We start from the raw sequence: 17,130 nt of genomic DNA, 5'->3' as shown, positions 1-17,130 counted from the left end.
GAGAAACGATGGCGGAGAAAAATGGAATTTCTGTCAGCATACAGAAAAATTTGGGACGATTTCAACTGAATATTGCGTTTACAAGCCATGCGAAGCGGCTGGGAATCCTGGGTGCATCCGGGTGTGGAAAAAGCCTGACTTTAAAGAGCATCGCTGGGATTGAAGAACCGGATTCGGGAAGGATCTGCATCGGCGGACGGGTTCTGTTCGACAGCAAAGAACGTTTGAACTTAAGGCCGCAGAAGAGACGGGTGGGGTATCTTTTTCAAAATTATGCATTGTTTCCCACGATGACGGTGGCACAGAATATTGCGGCGGGGCTTACGGGCAACAAGGCGAAGCAGCAGGAGCGTGTCGCTGAGATGATCGATAAGTTTCAGTTAAGAGGTCTGGAAAAACATTTTCCCGGACAGCTCTCAGGCGGTCAGCAGCAGAGAGTTGCATTGGCGCGCATTATGGCGTATGAACCGGAAATGATATTACTCGATGAGCCGTTTTCCGCTTTGGATGTGCATTTGCGGGACAAAATGCAGCGAGAACTGATGGAAATGCTTAAAGGTTATCCGGGGACGGTAATCCTGGTGTCTCACAGCCGTGATGAGATCTATCGAATGAGTGATGAGGTGCTGATCCTTGAAGCAGGTCGACTGGTCGGACAAGGGCCGACGAAAGAGGTGTTCCTGAATCCGGGAAATGTGGAGACAGCGAGACTGACCGGTTGCAAAAATATTGCAGCGGTACAGGTGATAGGTGGAGGAATGGTCCAAGTAGAGAATTGGGGAATGACCCTTCCAGTCAAAAATACCTTGAAAGGGGAAATCCGTGCAGTTGGAATTCGCGCGCACGAGTTTGAAATAGTAAAAACACAGGAGAATGAAGAACTTGTTTTTCAGGTCATAGATCCGGTTATTACGGAGGATATGTTTGAGTATAATATTTCCTTTTGGCCTTCTCAGGAAGCGAAAGAGAGAATCGATTGGAAAATTTCAAAAAAAGAGTGGGGCGCACAAGGCAACAAATTGCCGGATAAAATCTATCTTAAAAATGTCGATTTGTTGTTATTGGGATAGAGAAACCTATGTTATTCCATGAAGTGTTTTATGCAGATAAGTATAGAAATTTTGAGATATATAATGTGTGGAATTAAGAAATAAGTATAATTTTTGTGTAGCATGAAGTGACTGTTGGTAGTAAGTTTGACAGTGATCAGGGAATAGATGGGAATCGACTTCTTTCGAGAATAATAGTTGAAATGTTGCAGATAATAGGCTATAATATGTGTTAGGAAAACCTGGGATGCACGAGAATTCCGTATTTTTGAACCTACAAAACTTTAAACGGGATTCCTATATCTCCGTAATATGTCAGGCCCTCATTGCGCAGGGGAAGGCAGAAAAGCGGATGCGGTCGCCCACCTAGCTGTGGCTAGGAGTCAAAAAACGGAAAACGGCATATCCGGGGGACTACCAAAGATAAAAAGACAGTTGCTTTCGGCAACTGTCTTTTAAATTATACCCAAGGGCATCCCGTATGGCCATTCGGCCGTTTCACAAGGTTTAGAGCAGCCTGAAAAGAAACAGTTTCCAATTTTAGGAAATCGTGGTAGACTATAAAGATAAAATTCTTCGTCGATTGGCGACAGAATGGAAGAATGAGAGTTTTTCAGACGAAGGCGGGAGGTGTGATCATGAAAAAAATAGTAAACAAAATCATGAATTTTGCCGGTTTGGTTTCAAAGAATCGTACGGGAGCTTACGCAGCCCAGTCTGCCTATTTCTTTATGTTGAGTTTGATTCCGATTATTTTGCTGCTGCTTGCGATCGTACAGTATACTCCTGTCACGAAAGCAGATGTGATGACGGCTGCCGTCCTCGTTTTCCCTGAGGAGAGTATGCAGAGCTTTATCGTGGGAATCGTGAATCAGGTCTATAATCAGTCGCAGACCGTGATCCCGATCACTGCTCTGGTAGCGCTCTGGTCAGCAGGGAAAGGAGTTCTTGCGATGAATACCGGACTGAATTGTGTCTATGAGATTCGGGAGACACGTAACTATTTTATTCTGCGAATTCGTGCTTCCATCTATACATTTGTATTTATTGTGGCGATTGTGGTGGCGTTGGTGCTGTCAGTTTTCGGCAATAGTATAAGCATTTTTGTGAGCAGTAAATTTCCAATTTTTGAGGAAACGATGGCTTACATTTTGCAGATGAGGACGGTGATTTCCTTCTTTATGATGCTTGGATTTTCACTTTTGATCTACCGGTTTTTGCCGAACCGTAAGGATAAGATCAAATACCAGCTTCCAGGAGCGGTGTTTACCTCTATTGGATGGCTTCTGATCTCCTTTATTTTTTCGATGTATTTAACGATATTCAAAGGATTTTCCGGACTTTACGGTAGTATGACGGCGATTATTCTGGTGATGCTGTGGTTGTATTTTTGTATGTATGTGATGCTTTTAGGCGGGATTATAAACCGGGTCTGGCAGGAGAAAAATGATTTGTAGAGGTGCAGGAATATGAGAAAAAAATTGCCGATAGGGCAGGTTGTGGAATTGGCGGGAGATAGGCCGCCTGGAACTTTAAAGGATTTTTTCCTGCATTTCATACAATAAATCATTCGTTTCCAAAACGGATAAATTTTTATTAATACAGAATATCAATATGGAATCCCGTTTGTTTTTGGGGTAGAGAATGGACTCTCTTGCGATTGTCAGGGCGCGCTGTGTCTCGTCCAGGGAAAGTGACAGGGCAAGACAGATGGCAATTACTTTATCCCGTCCGGGATTCTTCGTTCCGCTTAGAATCTGATAAGCGTAGTTGCGCTGAATCTGTGTCTTTTCGATTAACTGGGCTTGTGTAAGGCCAGATTTTTCGAGATGATAAAATATGTATGTTGAAAAGGAAATATTTAAGTTGTATTTTGAGGCGTTTTGTGTAAACGTATTTAAAGAGGCAACCGTGTCAATGGAATTTAGTTCGTCTAAAAGTTCTTTGGTAGATTTGTAATTCATAAAAAAGTTTCCCTTCTTGTTTTCCTGCTACATATATCATATAATTTGGAGAGAAGAAAAGCAAGGGTGGAATTGCTATGCGTATAGATGAGGAATATCGATTATCAGAATATCAGGACTTAGGGGCGCTAAATACCAGAAAGAATATCCGTTTGAAGAGACATAAAATCAGCGGGATTATTTGTGTGGAAAAGAGAGCTGCTGGGAAATTGTTTCCGGTATATCAGTATCTGAAGGAGAACTCATCGGTTCATATACCGAAAATATATGAGTGTATTCCGGATAAAGATGAAATCATTATTATAGAGGAATACATAGAGGGCAGGACGCTCGCAGATCTCCTGACGGAGAGATGTATGGAAGAGGAAGAAACGGTGCAGATCGCATTGGAACTGTGCAGCGCGCTTAAGATTCTGCATCACGCGACTCCTATGATTATATGCCGCGACTTGAAGGCGGAAAATGTGATCATTGACAAAACAGGACATGTAAAGCTGATAGATTTTAATATAGCCAGGATATTTCGGGAAGGGCAGCATCGGGACACGGTTCTTTTAGGGACTGCGGAATATGCGGCACCGGAGCAATTTGGATATTTTCAGACGGATAACCGCACAGATATTTACGCATTAGGTGTGCTTATAAACTATATGTTGTCGGGTAAATTCCCTGTTGAGCAGATCGTGCGGGGAAAAATGGAAAAGATAGTGAGAAAATGCATCAGCCTTGAACCAAAAGAGCGCTATCAGTCGGTGGAGGAAATCGAGAGGGAATTTGTGCGTCTTTATCGGCAATATCCTGTGTCAAAGCAGTACGGGAATGAAGGGCCGAACCGGGGCATTTCGGATTTTCTGCTTCCGGGATTCCGGAGTAAAAAGGTATGGAAAATGGCGATCGCCGTGATGGGATATGCATTCATTACATGGTTTTGCTTTTCTTTAGAGATTGAGAAAAATGGAATCGCAATGACCGGAAGGCTTCTGCGATTCGAACAGACCATGATATGGATCTCGCAGATTCTGTTTGTAGGTGTTGTGTGCAATTATTTAGGATGCAGTGAGAACCTGCCATTGGTAAAGAGCAAAAGATGGTGGGTTCGCGGTTTTGGGTATGTGTTGGTATATTTTGTCCTTTTAGTGGCGGCGGCATTTGTGTGCGCAGCGGTGGAGTTTTTTTAACATAGAAAAAGACTGCCTGGTTATTTCAGCCTGTAAAAGTATGCTGCCAGCATACCAAAGAAAAATTAAAAATTGGTAAAATGAAAGAAGCATGAGAACTCCAATATGCTTCTTTTTTGTTGCTAAGCATACCTAAGTGAAGGTCCGGTGGACCTTCATCTCGGTGCAGTATGTGTGGTGGGATTATTCCTTCGCATTTTTGGCCTGATTTAGATAGTCTTTTAAAATCATATTAATATATTGCGAAAAGGAACGATCATCCTGCTCGGCAAGTAATTTTATTTCTTCAATGATATTGGAATCAAGTGTAATGCTGACTTTGTTTTTTAGTGGTTTCATTGGTTGACCTCGCTGTATATTTTTAGAAAATGGTTGTTCCCTTTGGAACAGGAAATTTCTGCGATAATTATCATTATTATCATTTAATATATACGATAATATGTTGACACATGCCACTAAATAAGATAAAGCAGTATAAAGTAGGATTAAAAGGCTGGTTTCAAACCGCCCAAATAAAGGGAGAGAGATTATGGAAAATAAGCAAACAAAATTGTGTAAGTATTGTCAGATGGAGATTCCGAAAAAGGCAAAGGTTTGTCCGAATTGTAAGAAAAAACAAGGAGGAAAATTGAAGTGGATCGTTATATGTGTGATAGCTGTGTTCATTATAGCAGCCGCTGCCGGAGGAGGAAACTCGGAGCAGGGAGCAGATAAGACAAGTACGAGCATAACCGGTAAAAGTGAGAACAAAAAGGAAGAAAAGAAAGTAGAGAAGCAAGAAGAAAAGAAGGAAATAGTCAAAGAGCATTATGAACTGGATTTGCGAGCCGGAAATTATATAGCAGGAAAGGATATCCCGGTAGGTACATATAATTTGACTGCAACAGCAGGGAGTGGAAATGTAAGTTCCTCCAATATGTATAATGGCGGATTGAATGAAGTCATGGGAGTTGAAAATGATGGATTTAGTCAGCAAAGCTTTAATGGTTTAAAAATGGAAGAAGGAGTGGTGCTTACTTTAGGAAGTACGGTAGTGATTCACATGGTATCCGAGGATGCCCAGACGCAGGAAGTGACTGGCAGAACGACGGGAGAAGGGAAACCGATAGATTTGCAGGCAGGAAATTATACGGCAGGAACAGATTTTTCGTCTGGAACTTATAAAATTGTAGCAACTGGGACATCAGGAAATGTATCTTCCTCCAATATGTATGATGGTGGATTGAATGAGATTATGGGAGCAGATGGGTTTGGCATCACGGAATTTGCCAATGCCGTGTTTCCAGAGGGGACGACTCTTACTATTTCAGGAACAACCGTGCAGCTTGTTCCGGTAGGAGAGTAGAAGAATTCTGGTAGTAGAATGGGTTAATATATAGAAAATAGAAAAACGGCTATGTAGCGGCTTTTTGTTGGCTAATAGCCGTTTTTTCATTGCCAAGCATATCTGAAAAATAAGGTGAGACGGACCTTGTTTTGGCTGGATTAGATAGGATTTCATGACTTTGAAAACTATTTTAATAAGGTTTTTTTAGGTTTTGCAATTTTGTGAAATATGCCGGATTGCATGTGAGGGGTGAGTCCTATATAATAAGGGTACTTTTCATAGGATTGTAATTATCAAAAAATGTCGATATAATCTGGCGGTTCAGCCATCAATTCAAAGAAAAGGTGTTGCAGGGAGGCTAAAAGCGGAAACCAAAAGTTTTGTATAGAATTTGCATAGAAAGAAATGAGGGTACTTTTGGATTTGAAAGGAGTATGCTATACTGTACTTGTGATTGCAACTTCTTTTAGAAAGTAGCCGGTTTTCGCGGACAGGAAAGGAGTTTGGCATGAATAAGAACAAAGACGATTTTATTATGTTACCTACCGTAGATTTTTGTTTCAAGGGATTGATGGAGAATCCAAAAGTCCGTAAAGGATTTATCGCAGCGCTGCTAGGTAAGACACCGGAGGAAATCGAAAAGACGGAACTTTTTCCGACGATTCTTAAAAAAGAATATGTCGACGATAAGAGTGGCATTTTAGATGTCCGGGTGTTTTTGGGGGATGGAACACAGATGGACATGGAAATGCAGGTGACGTATTTTGAATTCTGGACAGAGCGTGTTATTTTTTATCTGAGCAAGATGTACGCGGAGCAGATTCAGAAAGGGGAATCCTACGAAAAACTACAAAAATGTATTCATGTGAGTATTCTGAATTTTATTCATATACCTGACGACGAAACGTGTTATCGAAAGATTGTATTCATGGATAAAGACACTGGTAAGGTGTATAGTGATTTGATGGAGATTCAGATTTTGGAGCTGCCGAAGTTGTCAAAGCAGGTGAAAAATGAAGGCGAAGTAATCAAGTGGATGCGTTTTTTCGGTGGGAAGAGCAGAAAGGAGTTTGTGAATATGGCAAAGACGAGCGAATATCTGGATGAAGCTTTTCGGATGCTGGAGGAACTCAGTGCGGACGATGTGAAGAGACTGGAATATGAGGCGAGGGAGAAGGCTTTAAAAGACTATAACACCCAAATGTCCAGCGCGTTGGCAAGAGGAGAAAAGCGAGGAGAAAAACTAGGCGAAAAACGTGGTGAAAAACGCGGTGAAAAACGAGGTGAAGAGCGTACTATAAAGATTTTCAAACTTTATCTTCAAGGGAAGACCCCGGAAGAGATTGCCACAAGCTGCGATGTGACGGTAGAAAAGGTGAAGCAGATTGTTGAACTGGTGGAAGATAGATAGCCTGGGATAGAGGGTTAATTTGGAGGCCAAAAAACGTCGCACTTATGAAAGTAAGTTATAAGTGCGACGTTTTTAAAATCATTTTCTAAGAGTTACTGAGTGATTGAGGGCGTAAAAAATCTTGTGTCTATAAAAAATGAATTTTTCTGATAAGAATTAGATATGTAATATTTTGCTGTCGAATTCATGCCTTTACTGTTGTCGAATTAGTTGTTCTATTTATAATATAACCATTTGGCAAGATTTTATACATCTTTTTTGATTTTTTGCATAGCAAACAAGGCATTGTGCTTATTGCTCTTTTGTGGGCTCTGCCCACACCCGACCTCTGGAATAAGATTGGGATTTTTTGGCAATAATACAAATGCCGACGGAATAAAGGAGAGGCGGGAATGGGGGCTTCAGGAGCGTTGCCATTCCTGCCTTTTCTATTTACAGATAATCGGTAAGCCTTTCTCCATATAAAACAATCAGCTGATTCAATACCTGATCCCAGTTCCGATATCTCTGTGTCCACTTCTTAACTACATTTTCACTGGCAAGATATAACATCTTTTCCAATGCCGTATCGCTCGGGAATACACTTTTAGTTTTCGTGACTTTCCGATACTGCCGATTCAATCCCTCTATAATATTCGTTGTGTACATGATCCGTCGGATATCATTTGAAAACTGGAAAAAGGAACTCAAATCTTCCCAGTTGTTTTCCCAGTTACTGATTGCATAGGGATATTTCTTTCCCCATTTTTCTTTAATGGCATCAAGCTCTGACAAAGCTGCTGCTTCAGTTGGGGCATTATATACTGCTTTGAAATCGGAGGAAAATTTTTTTAAATCATTATAGTTTACATATTTGAAGGAATTACGCAGCATATGGATGATACATCTCTGGATCTCTGCCTGAGGATAGACTGCCTGTATTGCTTCTTTAAATCCTGGCAACCCATCTACACAGAAAAAGAGAACATCTTTTACCCCACGATTTTTCAGATCATTCAGCATCCCCAGCCAGAACTTGCTGGTCTCATTGGCACCTACTGTAATGCTCAGGATATCTTTATAACCTTCCACAGTAACCCCAAGGACCACATAGGCAGCACGGCTTAAGATTCTTCCGTCTTCCCTGACCTTGTAATGGATGCAGTCCATAAAAACAAAAGGATAAACCGGATTCAGAGGGCGAGACTGCCATTCTTTGACCTGTGGGAGGATCTTATCAGTAATCTTGCTGACCATTTCTGCTGATAATTCAATTCCATAAAGATCCTGAAGCTGGTCATGAATATCACGTGTACTCATACCACGGGCATATAAAGAAATCACTTTTTCTTCAATCCCGGAAATGTCCCGTTGATATTTAGGAATCAGTTTTGGCTCAAACTCTCCATTGCGGTCTCTCGGGACATCAATTTGAAATTCACCATACTGACTTTTCAGGTTTTTCGTAGAATAACCATTTCTTTTATTGCCGGTGCTCAAATCCCCTTTATGATTTTTTTCATAACCGAGGGTTGCATCCAACTCAGCCTCCATAAGCTCCTGAAGGATGTCTTTGAAACTGTCTTTGAGAAGTGCATATACATCTGCAACGCTGTTGATGTTATTTTCTGAGATAATCTGTCGAATTTGTTCCTTTGCTACTGCCATAAAAATACTCCTTTTCGATAAGAATTGTCATATCTGAATTCTTACCAAAAAGGAGCCATTTTTTACCAAAAAACACAAACTATTTTACACTACCGAGTGATTTTAGATGTTCAAGATCTTCCTCCGCGCCCATGACCCAGAGGATATCGTCTTTTTGAATTACGGTATTTGCATCGGGCATCATGATTGTATTGCCAGCTCGTTTGACTCCGACTACCATACAATGCTCTTCTGATTGGATACCGGTGTATTTGAGCTGCTTGCCGCAGTAGGGCTCTATACCTCTAACTTTCATCTCAACACAAATCAGTGGCGACTGTCTTTCTGTATCTCCCAGGCCCATAAAATCTCTCAGGCTGCTGACGGTATATTTAGGACCGACATCGTAGTAATTACTGAATTTTTGAATCGTTTTTCTGAGTCCGACGGCGAAGACTCTGTCGCCGGCCTGGAGAGTCGTTTTTCCTGTTGGGAGAATCAACATTTCTGTTTTACGTTCAATTTTAATTATAAGGATATTCTGTCTCTGGCCCCAGCCAAGTTCCATCAAGCTTTGCCCTCGATAGTCGGCGTCATTTGGAACGAGGAAGGACATGATTCGATAGTCATCCTCGAAAATGCCTGCGAATTCCGGAATATTGACATCTGATGCAGCCATACTTGCAAAAAGGAAGGTGGCTCTTTTTAGTTTAGAATATCGCTGACGTTGTCTGTAATCTAAAATGTAAAGAACAACACCGATCAGCATCCAGCCGAAGAATATGGCAATCGTCATTTTCCCCATGAAGACAGGCTGATTCGGTATGAAAAGCAGTGCAAGAAGTACGGCCATGCTGATGCCGGCAAACCATGCAGTCGCGGTGCCGCCGGGAATGCGATACGGGCGCTCAAGGTCCGGCTCGGTACGTCTTAGCCTGATCAGACAGAATGCCGTAATCATCCAGCTTACGACGTAGCCTGCGGCAGAGAAGTTGGTAAGAGAACCAATCAGGCCGCTTCCGAGGAAAGGCCCGATCAGAGAGGCGACAAGGCTGACCTTGAGAGCGTTAACTGGCGTTTTGTATTTTGAATCCTGTTTTGCAAGAGAATAGGGAACGATGCTGACCCGTGCCATCGCCATAAGAATCTGTGAGGAAGCCATCATAAATCCATTCCAGGTTGTAAGCAGGCCACAGATAGCTCCAACTAAAATGAGCATATATAGTATGGAGCCGACAGCGCCCGGGTAAAGCTTCTGGAACAACAGTGCGGCAGAAGGATTATCGAAATTGATGAATTCCTGCCAGGGAAGTGCACCGCCAAGAGTGGCAAGAAGTAGCGCATAAAAAATGCAGGATAGGATGACGGTAAGTACCACCGTCTTTCCGACATTTTTGGCCTGTCCGCCCGCGCTTTCGATTCCCTGGGGAATAGTCTCAAATCCTGCCAGGAAGAACGGAACGGAGGCCAGAATAGAGAATGCCCCGCCCATAAAAGAATCATGGGACCCGGAGCCCATATTTTCATATAAAGGATAATAATTGTTGATATCAATTTTGAGCGCAGCACAAATCATGGCCAGAACGCCAGCACCAACCAGTGCAAAGCACAAGAATCGCTGCAGAGAGGCAGAGGCCGCAACCCCTCTCCTGTTGATGAAAAAGAGAATAATTGAAATAATAGTTCCAACGATAATATGTCCGATGTAAATATCTGCTCCGGCCAGCGTGTAGAGCGGACTGCCCGTTTTTAATTGCGGGAACAGGATACTTAGAATATCAACGACATAGATTGCCTCCCAGGGAATAATTGTGATAAATGCTCCGAATGCGGCCCAGCCGGATACGAATGCAATCTCATCTCCGAATGCCCTAAATGCATACGCCATGCCGCCTCCCGACACCGGAAGCATAGTACAGAGCTCGCAATAGCAAAGTGCGACCGGAATCATCAGTACCAGCGCCAGCATATAGCCTGTCGCTGCCGGAAGAGGTCCGCCGCTTCCTTTCATCCAGCTATTGATTGACACAGCCCAGCCGACTCCGACAATCGCTCCGAATCCAATACAAAAGAAATCAAGAACCATAACTTTACTCTTTTTTTCCATTTCCCCCACCTTCAACAGCATACTCACAGAAACGATCTCCGTTATCCGCTGTTGTTTTCCTTTCGTATGAATTAAAAATAGACTTTAGTATAGAATGAAGTCTTGAAAATATTATATCGAAAGATGAGCAAATCTGCAAGAAAAAATCATGAAAAAGGTATAAATATGTTGAATTCTGTTGAATATGTTTGGAGAAAATGCTAAACATAAGGAACAATTGCGACTATTACATAGAGCGACTTGAAATTGATTATTAAGAAGAAAGAGGAAGGAGTTATGTTTTTGTTTCCTTAGTAATAAATTTGATGAGGTTTTTTTAGGTTTTGCAATTTTGTGAAATATGCCGGATTGCATGCGAGAGGGGGATCTTATATAATAAGGGTACTTTTCAGAGGATTGTAATTATCAAGAATATCGATATAATCTGGCGATTCAGCCATCAATTCAAAGAATGAAAAGCGGTTACACGGAAATTGATGCGGAAACAGAAAAGTTAGGTCAAAAAAAAGCCGGGGATTTTTAAACAAAACAGCTTGACAACCTCGCAACATATGATAGAATATTATGGTATATGGAAAAAGCTATGATCGTGTCAGTAGTGCACTGTTTTCCGACAGAGAGAGGGAATCCCCGGCTGTAAGTTCCCTCAGGTTCAGGCAGGAAACGAATTTCCCACGTGAGCTGCGTTTTTGAAATCAGAGTAGAAAACGACGTTTCTGCACGTTACGCAGTCCGAGTGCTTGTGTTGTATTGACGCAGGAAACAGGGTGGTACCGCGAGAGATTCTCGTCCCTATTTGGGGCGGGATTTTTTTTGTTTCATAACAGAAATACCACAAGGTATACCCAAAGGGCATCCCGTATGGCCATTCGGCCGTTTCATAAGGTATACCACTATGTTCAAAAAACAGAACTAAAAGGAGGAAAGAGTGAAAAATAAAGTAGATTTTGGCAGCACTTAAATAAGGGGACATAATCCCCACATTTTTACAATATTCAATAAAACTGAATAAGAATTAGTTATCGTTGCGTTTTACTAATTTAGAGCTATCATAACCAAGGCTTTCAAGGTAAGCGAAAACATTGCTTTCATTTAGAACAACGCGTTCCACATGGTTTTGGGGATTCACCAATTCCTCATAGTCAGTAGGCGTAAATGGCTTCTTTTCAGATACCATATGGTAAATACAGACCATCATCATTCTTGCGATTGCAATAATTGCTTTCTTGTGGCCACGGCGCTTTTTAAGCCTGCCATACTTGATTGCAAAATAGGGCTGTTTTTTGCTTTTGATTGCAGCAAGGGCACACTGTACCATCATTGGTTTCAGATAATCGCCCGCTTTAGAAATTCGGACAGTTTTTTTCTTGCCGGCGGATTCATTGTTCGCAGGGGAAAGACCACACCAGGAACAAAGGTGTTTGGCATCATCAAAGATGTCCATGTCTACACCTGTTTCAGCAAGTACAATGGCAGAACTCAATTCCGTCATGCCTGGCATGGTGTTTACGAATTCGACAAATTCATAATAAGGTTTTATGCGGACATAGAGCTCTACATCGGTCTGGGTAATCATATCATCCAGATATTCCAGATGTCCGCGGGCAAGTTCCAGCTTTTTGGCCTGGTCTGTTTCAATGCGGTAGCCTTTAATAGCCTCAATGATTTCATCAGACTTGGCTTTTGCACCCTTTTTTATAAGTTTGCGGACGGCTTTTTCATCAATGCTATCAGCGGTATGCTCCAGCAGGTAAGACATGATTTCGGTTGCCGTTTTGCCAAAAGGGTCCGACAGTACGCTGGCAATACCAACATTAGAAACCGTCATGCAGTTCTGGATGCGGTTCTTCTCCGAAGATTTCATGCAGACCAGCTTAAAACGGTATCTTGTGATTTCCCGGAGCTGTCGAAAATCTTTTGGAGGGATAAAGGAGCACCTGACAAGGTCAAATTTGTAGAGGTCGGCAATCCATTTGGAATCTTTTTTGTCCGTTTTCTTACCCTTGATGGCTTTGACATATTTGGGATGCGTAAGGCACACGTCAATGTCATTTTCAAGATAATTAAAAATAGGAATCCAATACTTTCCAGTGGATTCCATACAGACATGATAGCAATTATTCCCGATAAGCCAGTCGTGAAACTTCCGGATATCCGAATTGATGGTGGAAAAGGATTTCTGGTTATATTCGGATATTCCGTCTGAATTGGTAGTTACAATGGTTGCAACGATAACGTTTTTGTGGACATCAAGCCCACAGCAGATGGAGTATTTTAACTTCATCATAAGTATCACCACCTTAATAAAAAGGAATAGCAACATTGACTGTCATCCTGCGACTGAATAAACATGGTTTATTACCAATGATAAGAGTCCGGGCTCAAAGTCCCACTTGTTTGTGCTTGAAAGGATGACGGCACATATAACCATACGGGGTCGAAATAAATTCGCCACTCCTCCTTCCGTGCTCTGTAGTGTATTGCTATTCCTAAGACCATTATAAACAAAGTGGAGGAGAGACACAACAAGCTTTTTCATGTCTTGTTTGTGCCTTGAGCGAAGCGAAAGGAATGATAAAAACCATGAAAGAGAGACTTGAGAGCATCAAACAAGAAGCGTTAAGACAGATCGAGGCTTCTGATGTCCCGGAAAAATTGAATGAGGTGCGGGTGAAGTTCCTTGGTAAAAAAGGAGAACTGACCGCAGTATTAAAAGGTATGAAGGATGTAGCGCCGGAGGAGCGCCCGAAGGTAGGTCAGCTGGTAAATGAGACCAGAGCTGCCATTGAGGAAATCCTTGAAGATACCAAAAAGAAGATGGAAGCAGCTATCCGCGCAGAAAAGCTGAAACAGGAAGTGATTGATGTGACCCTTCCTTCCAAAAAGAACACCGTGGGACATCGTCACCCGAATACGATCGCGCTGGAAGAAGTAGAGCGTATTTTCATCGGCATGGGATATGAAGTTGTAGAAGGCCCGGAGGTGGAGTATGATCTGTATAACTTTGAGAAGCTGAATATTCCTGCAGACCATCCGGCAAAAGACGAGCAGGATACCTTCTATATCAACAAGGATATCGTACTTCGTACCCAGACCTCTCCGGTGCAGGCACGTGTGATGGAGCAGGGAAAACTGCCGATCCGTATGATCGCACCGGGACGTGTATTCCGCTCTGACGAAGTGGACGCAACACATTCACCGTCCTTCCATCAGATTGAAGGTCTGGTAATTGATAAAAATATTTCGTTTGCAGACCTCAAGGGAACACTGGAAGTATTCGCAAAGGAATTATTCGGACCGGATACCAAGACTAAGTTCCGTCCGCACCATTTCCCGTTCACCGAGCCAAGCGCGGAGGTAGACGTATCCTGCTTCAAGTGCGGCGGAAAAGGCTGCCGTTTCTGTAAAGGCTCCGGCTGGATCGAGATCCTTGGCTGCGGCATGGTACATCCCCACGTACTCGAAATGTGCGGCATCGATCCCGAAGAATACACCGGCTTCGCATTCGGCGTAGGCCTCGAGCGAATCGCACTTCTGAAATACGAAATTGATGATATGAGACTGTTATACGAGAACGACATAAGGTTTTTGAAACAGTTTTAGCGTTGGCAATGAGCAGTGCGCAGAAAGAATGACAAGAAAATGCGTTATGCTAGCATAAAAGCATTTTCTTGTCAGGCTTTCTGCATAGGGCGAAGCCCGAAAAGCGAGAAGAAGCGAAGCGTAATCGAGCTTAGCACTGCGGGGTGAAGTGAAAGAAAAGAAGCCCCGTTATGCTTGCATAAAAGTATTTTCTTGTCAGGCTTTCTGCATAGGGCGAAGCCCGGAAAGCGAGAAGAAGCGAAGCGTAATCGAGCTTAGCACTGCGGGGTGAAGTGAAAGAAAAGAAGCCCCGTTATGCTTGCATAAAAGTATTTTCTTGTCAGGCTTTCTGCATAGGGCGAAGCCCGGAAAGCGAGAAGAAGCGAAGCGTAATCGAGCTTAGCACTGCGGGGTGAAGTGAAAGAAAGAGAAGCATAGATAGGAGAAAAAGGCATGAATACATCATTATCATGGGTTAAAGCATATGTTCCAGAGCTTGACGTTACCGCTCAGGAGTACACGGATGCGATGACGCTTTCCGGTACCAAGGTAGAAGGCTACGAGAAATTGGATGCAGATTTAGATAAAATCGTAATTGGACAGATTGAGAAAATAGAGAAACACCCGGACGCGGACAAACTGATCATTTGCCAGGTAAACGTGGGAAATGAGACCGTACAGATCGTTACCGGTGCCCCGAATGTCAAAGAAGGGGACAAGATTCCGGTCGTTCTCGACGGCGGACGCGTGGCAGGAGGTCACGAGCCGGGGCAGAGAGTTGCTGGCGGCATTAAGATCAAAAAAGGAAAACTCCGCGGGGTTGAAAGCTGCGGAATGATGTGCTCCATCGAGGAATTGGGATCTGACAGAAACATGTATCCGGAAGCTCCGGAATATGGAATCTACATCTTCGGAGAAGACGCAGTAGTAGGCGAGAGCGCAATCAAAGCTCTGGGACTTGACGATGTAGTATTTGAATATGAGATTACCTCAAACCGTGTAGACTGTTTTAGTGTGATTGGAATCGCAAGGGAAGCGGCGGCGACCTTCCGCAAGAAATTCTATCCGCCAGTGGTGACGCCTACCGGAAATGACGAAGACGTAAATGATTATATCAAAGTAAGAGTAGATAATACAGACCTTTGCCCGCGCTACTGCGCAAGAGTGGTTAAGAATATTAAAATCGGACCTTCACCGAAATGGATGCAGGAGAGACTGCGTTCCGTGGGAATCCGTCCAATCAACAACCTGGTCGACATCACCAACTACGTGATGGAAGAGTACGGTCAGCCGATGCATGCGTATGATCTGGATACCATCGCGGGACATCAGATTATTGTGCGCACAGCAGAAAAAGGCGAGAAATTCGTGACTTTGGACGGGCAGGAACGTGAGATGGACGACACGGTCCTGATGATCTGCGACGGCGAAAAAGCAGTCGGAATCGCGGGAATCATGGGCGGCGAGAATTCCATGATTACAGATAATGTACAGACGATGCTCTTTGAGGCTGCCTGCTTTGACGGAACAAATATCCGTAAATCCAGCAAGAAGGTAGGTCTGCGTACAGACGCTTCCGGCAAATTCGAGAAGGGACTTGACCCGAACAATGCGAAGGACGCCATCGACCGTGCGTGCCAGCTTGTAGAAGAGATGGGCGCCGGAGAAGTTGTCGGCGGTATGGTCGACGTTTACGGCAAGAAGAAAGAGCCGGTAAGAGTACCATTTGACGCAGAGCAGATCAACGTTCTTCTGGGAACCGATATCCCGGAGGAAGAGATGCTTGGATATTTTGAGAAACTTGGTCTGGGATATGACGCAGAGACAAAAGAAGTAATCGCGCCGACCTTCCGTCACGACCTGTTCCGTCTGGCCGATCTGGCGGAGGAAGTGGCAAGATTCTATGGCTATGACAACATTCCGACTACACTCCCGAAGGGGGAAGCTACCACAGGTAAGCTGTCCTTCAAGCTGAGAGTGGAGGAGACGGCGAGAAATATCGCGGAATTCTGCGGTTTCAGCCAGGGAATGACCTATTCCTTTGAAAGTCCGAAGGTATTTGATAAATTACTTCTCGATACGGACGATAAAGCACGCGAAACCGTTCAGATCATGAATCCGCTTGGGGAAGATTACAGTATCATGAGAACCATTTCCCTGAACGGAATGCTGACGTCTCTTGCGACAAATTACAACCGTAGAAATAAGAATGTACGCTTATACGAGCTGGGAAATATTTACCTGCCGAAGAGCCTACCGCTTACCGAACTTCCGGAAGAGAGAATGCAGTTCACACTGGGAATGTACGGAGACGGCGATTTCTTCACCATGAAAGGCGTAGTAGAAGAATTCTTTGAGAAGGTAGGACTTCTGAAAAAAGAGACCTACGATCCGAATGCGGGAAAGAATTTCCTTCACCCGGGCCGTCAGGCAAACATCATTTACGATGGAAAAGTGGTTGGCTATCTGGGCGAGATTCACCCGGAGGTGGCAGACACTTACGGAATCGGCGAGAGAGCTTATGTGGCAGTGATCGACATGCCGGAGATCGTAGAGCTTGCAACTTACGACAGAAAATATCAGGGAATTGCCAAATACCCGGCAGTGAACCGCGATATCAGTATGGTAGTGCCGAAAGAAATTCTCGTAGGCCAGATCGAAGAGGTGATCGAGAAGAAGGGCGGCGCTTATCTGGAGCATTATAAGCTGTTCGACCTTTATGAAGGAGCACAGATCAAGGCAGGCTTCAAGTCTGTTGCATACTCCATCACCTTCCGTGCGAAGGATAAGACACTGGAAGAGGCCGACGTCTCTGCCGCAATGAAGAAGATTCTGAAAGCGCTCGAAGAGATGGGTATTGAGCTGAGACAGTAAAGAGGATATTCT

At 43.5% G+C, this 17,130-nt stretch carries 12 protein-coding genes, 1 other RNA gene and 1 other annotated feature; of the genes, 8 read left to right on the top strand and 5 right to left on the bottom strand.

Going from position 1 to position 17,130, the window contains the following annotated elements:
• Nucleotides 1-8: 8 nt before the first annotated feature.
• The 3 genes from ABXS75_15835 (at nt 9) to ABXS75_15825 (ending at nt 2,506) form a co-directional block, all read left to right on the top strand.
• Entirely contained in the window at nt 9-1,070 is a 1,062-nt protein-coding gene (locus ABXS75_15835) for a sulfate/molybdate ABC transporter ATP-binding protein (protein ID XCP84508.1), read from the top strand.
• A gap of 215 nt (nt 1,071-1,285) precedes the next feature.
• A non-coding RNA gene (ssrS, locus tag ABXS75_15830) (6S RNA) lies at nt 1,286-1,466 on the top strand.
• Nucleotides 1,467-1,687: 221 nt separating this feature from the next.
• Entirely contained in the window at nt 1,688-2,506 is an 819-nt protein-coding gene (locus ABXS75_15825; GenBank protein XCP84507.1) for a YihY/virulence factor BrkB family protein, read from the top strand.
• Nucleotides 2,507-2,581: 75 nt separating this feature from the next.
• Here the strand turns inward: ABXS75_15825 and ABXS75_15820 are convergent, their stop codons facing one another.
• Nucleotides 2,582-3,013, bottom strand: coding sequence for a helix-turn-helix transcriptional regulator (locus ABXS75_15820; GenBank protein ID XCP84506.1), 432 nt, complete (start codon nt 3,011-3,013; stop codon nt 2,582-2,584).
• A 77-nt stretch (nt 3,014-3,090) separates the two neighbouring features.
• Here ABXS75_15820 and ABXS75_15815 point away from each other — a divergent pair, with 77 nt between their 5' ends.
• Nucleotides 3,091-4,191, top strand: a complete 1,101-nt coding sequence (locus ABXS75_15815) for a protein kinase (protein ID XCP84505.1) — start codon at nt 3,091-3,093, stop codon at nt 4,189-4,191.
• A 183-nt stretch (nt 4,192-4,374) separates the two neighbouring features.
• Here ABXS75_15815 and ABXS75_15810 read toward each other — a convergent pair whose 3' ends face one another.
• Nucleotides 4,375-4,530, bottom strand: a complete 156-nt coding sequence (locus ABXS75_15810; GenBank protein XCP84504.1) for a toxin-antitoxin system protein — start codon at nt 4,528-4,530, stop codon at nt 4,375-4,377.
• Nucleotides 4,531-4,720: 190 nt separating this feature from the next.
• Here ABXS75_15810 and ABXS75_15805 point away from each other — a divergent pair, with 190 nt between their 5' ends.
• Together ABXS75_15805 and ABXS75_15800 are read left to right on the top strand one after the other, a co-directional pair.
• Complete coding sequence (locus tag ABXS75_15805; GenBank protein ID XCP84503.1) at nt 4,721-5,536, top strand: hypothetical protein; 816 nt, start codon at nt 4,721-4,723, stop codon at nt 5,534-5,536.
• A 490-nt stretch (nt 5,537-6,026) separates the two neighbouring features.
• Nucleotides 6,027-6,929: an Rpn family recombination-promoting nuclease/putative transposase gene (locus ABXS75_15800; GenBank protein ID XCP84502.1), complete on the top strand. Its 903-nt coding sequence runs from the start codon at nt 6,027-6,029 to the stop codon at nt 6,927-6,929.
• A 432-nt stretch (nt 6,930-7,361) separates the two neighbouring features.
• Here ABXS75_15800 and ABXS75_15795 read toward each other — a convergent pair whose 3' ends face one another.
• The 3 genes from ABXS75_15795 to ABXS75_15785 form a co-directional block, all read right to left on the bottom strand.
• Nucleotides 7,362-8,576: an IS256 family transposase gene (locus tag ABXS75_15795; GenBank protein XCP84501.1), complete on the bottom strand. Its 1,215-nt coding sequence runs from the start codon at nt 8,574-8,576 to the stop codon at nt 7,362-7,364.
• 79 nt (nt 8,577-8,655) lie between these two features.
• Nucleotides 8,656-10,662, bottom strand: coding sequence for an amino acid permease (locus tag ABXS75_15790; protein XCP84500.1), 2,007 nt, complete (start codon nt 10,660-10,662; stop codon nt 8,656-8,658).
• Nucleotides 10,663-11,236: 574 nt separating this feature from the next.
• Nucleotides 11,237-11,459, top strand: a binding site (T-box leader).
• 218 nt (nt 11,460-11,677) lie between these two features.
• Complete coding sequence (locus tag ABXS75_15785; protein ID XCP84499.1) at nt 11,678-12,949, bottom strand: IS110 family transposase; 1,272 nt, start codon at nt 12,947-12,949, stop codon at nt 11,678-11,680.
• Between the two features lie 296 nt (nt 12,950-13,245).
• On the opposite strand from ABXS75_15785, the gene pheS reads away from it, so the two are divergent.
• Together pheS and pheT are read left to right on the top strand one after the other, a co-directional pair.
• Nucleotides 13,246-14,265: a phenylalanine--tRNA ligase subunit alpha gene (gene pheS / locus ABXS75_15780; GenBank protein XCP84498.1), complete on the top strand. Its 1,020-nt coding sequence runs from the start codon at nt 13,246-13,248 to the stop codon at nt 14,263-14,265.
• A gap of 432 nt (nt 14,266-14,697) precedes the next feature.
• On the top strand, nt 14,698-17,118 hold the full coding sequence (gene pheT, locus ABXS75_15775; protein XCP84497.1) for a phenylalanine--tRNA ligase subunit beta: 2,421 nt from the start codon (nt 14,698-14,700) through the stop codon (nt 17,116-17,118).
• Nucleotides 17,119-17,130 lie beyond the last annotated feature (12 nt).

This window comes from Roseburia hominis (assembly GCA_040702975.1).
Lineage (GTDB): Bacteria > Bacillota > Clostridia > Lachnospirales > Lachnospiraceae > Allocoprococcus > Allocoprococcus hominis_A.
Note: the sequence above shows the minus strand (reverse complement) of the source record. Positions and strands in the feature narration are given on the sequence as shown.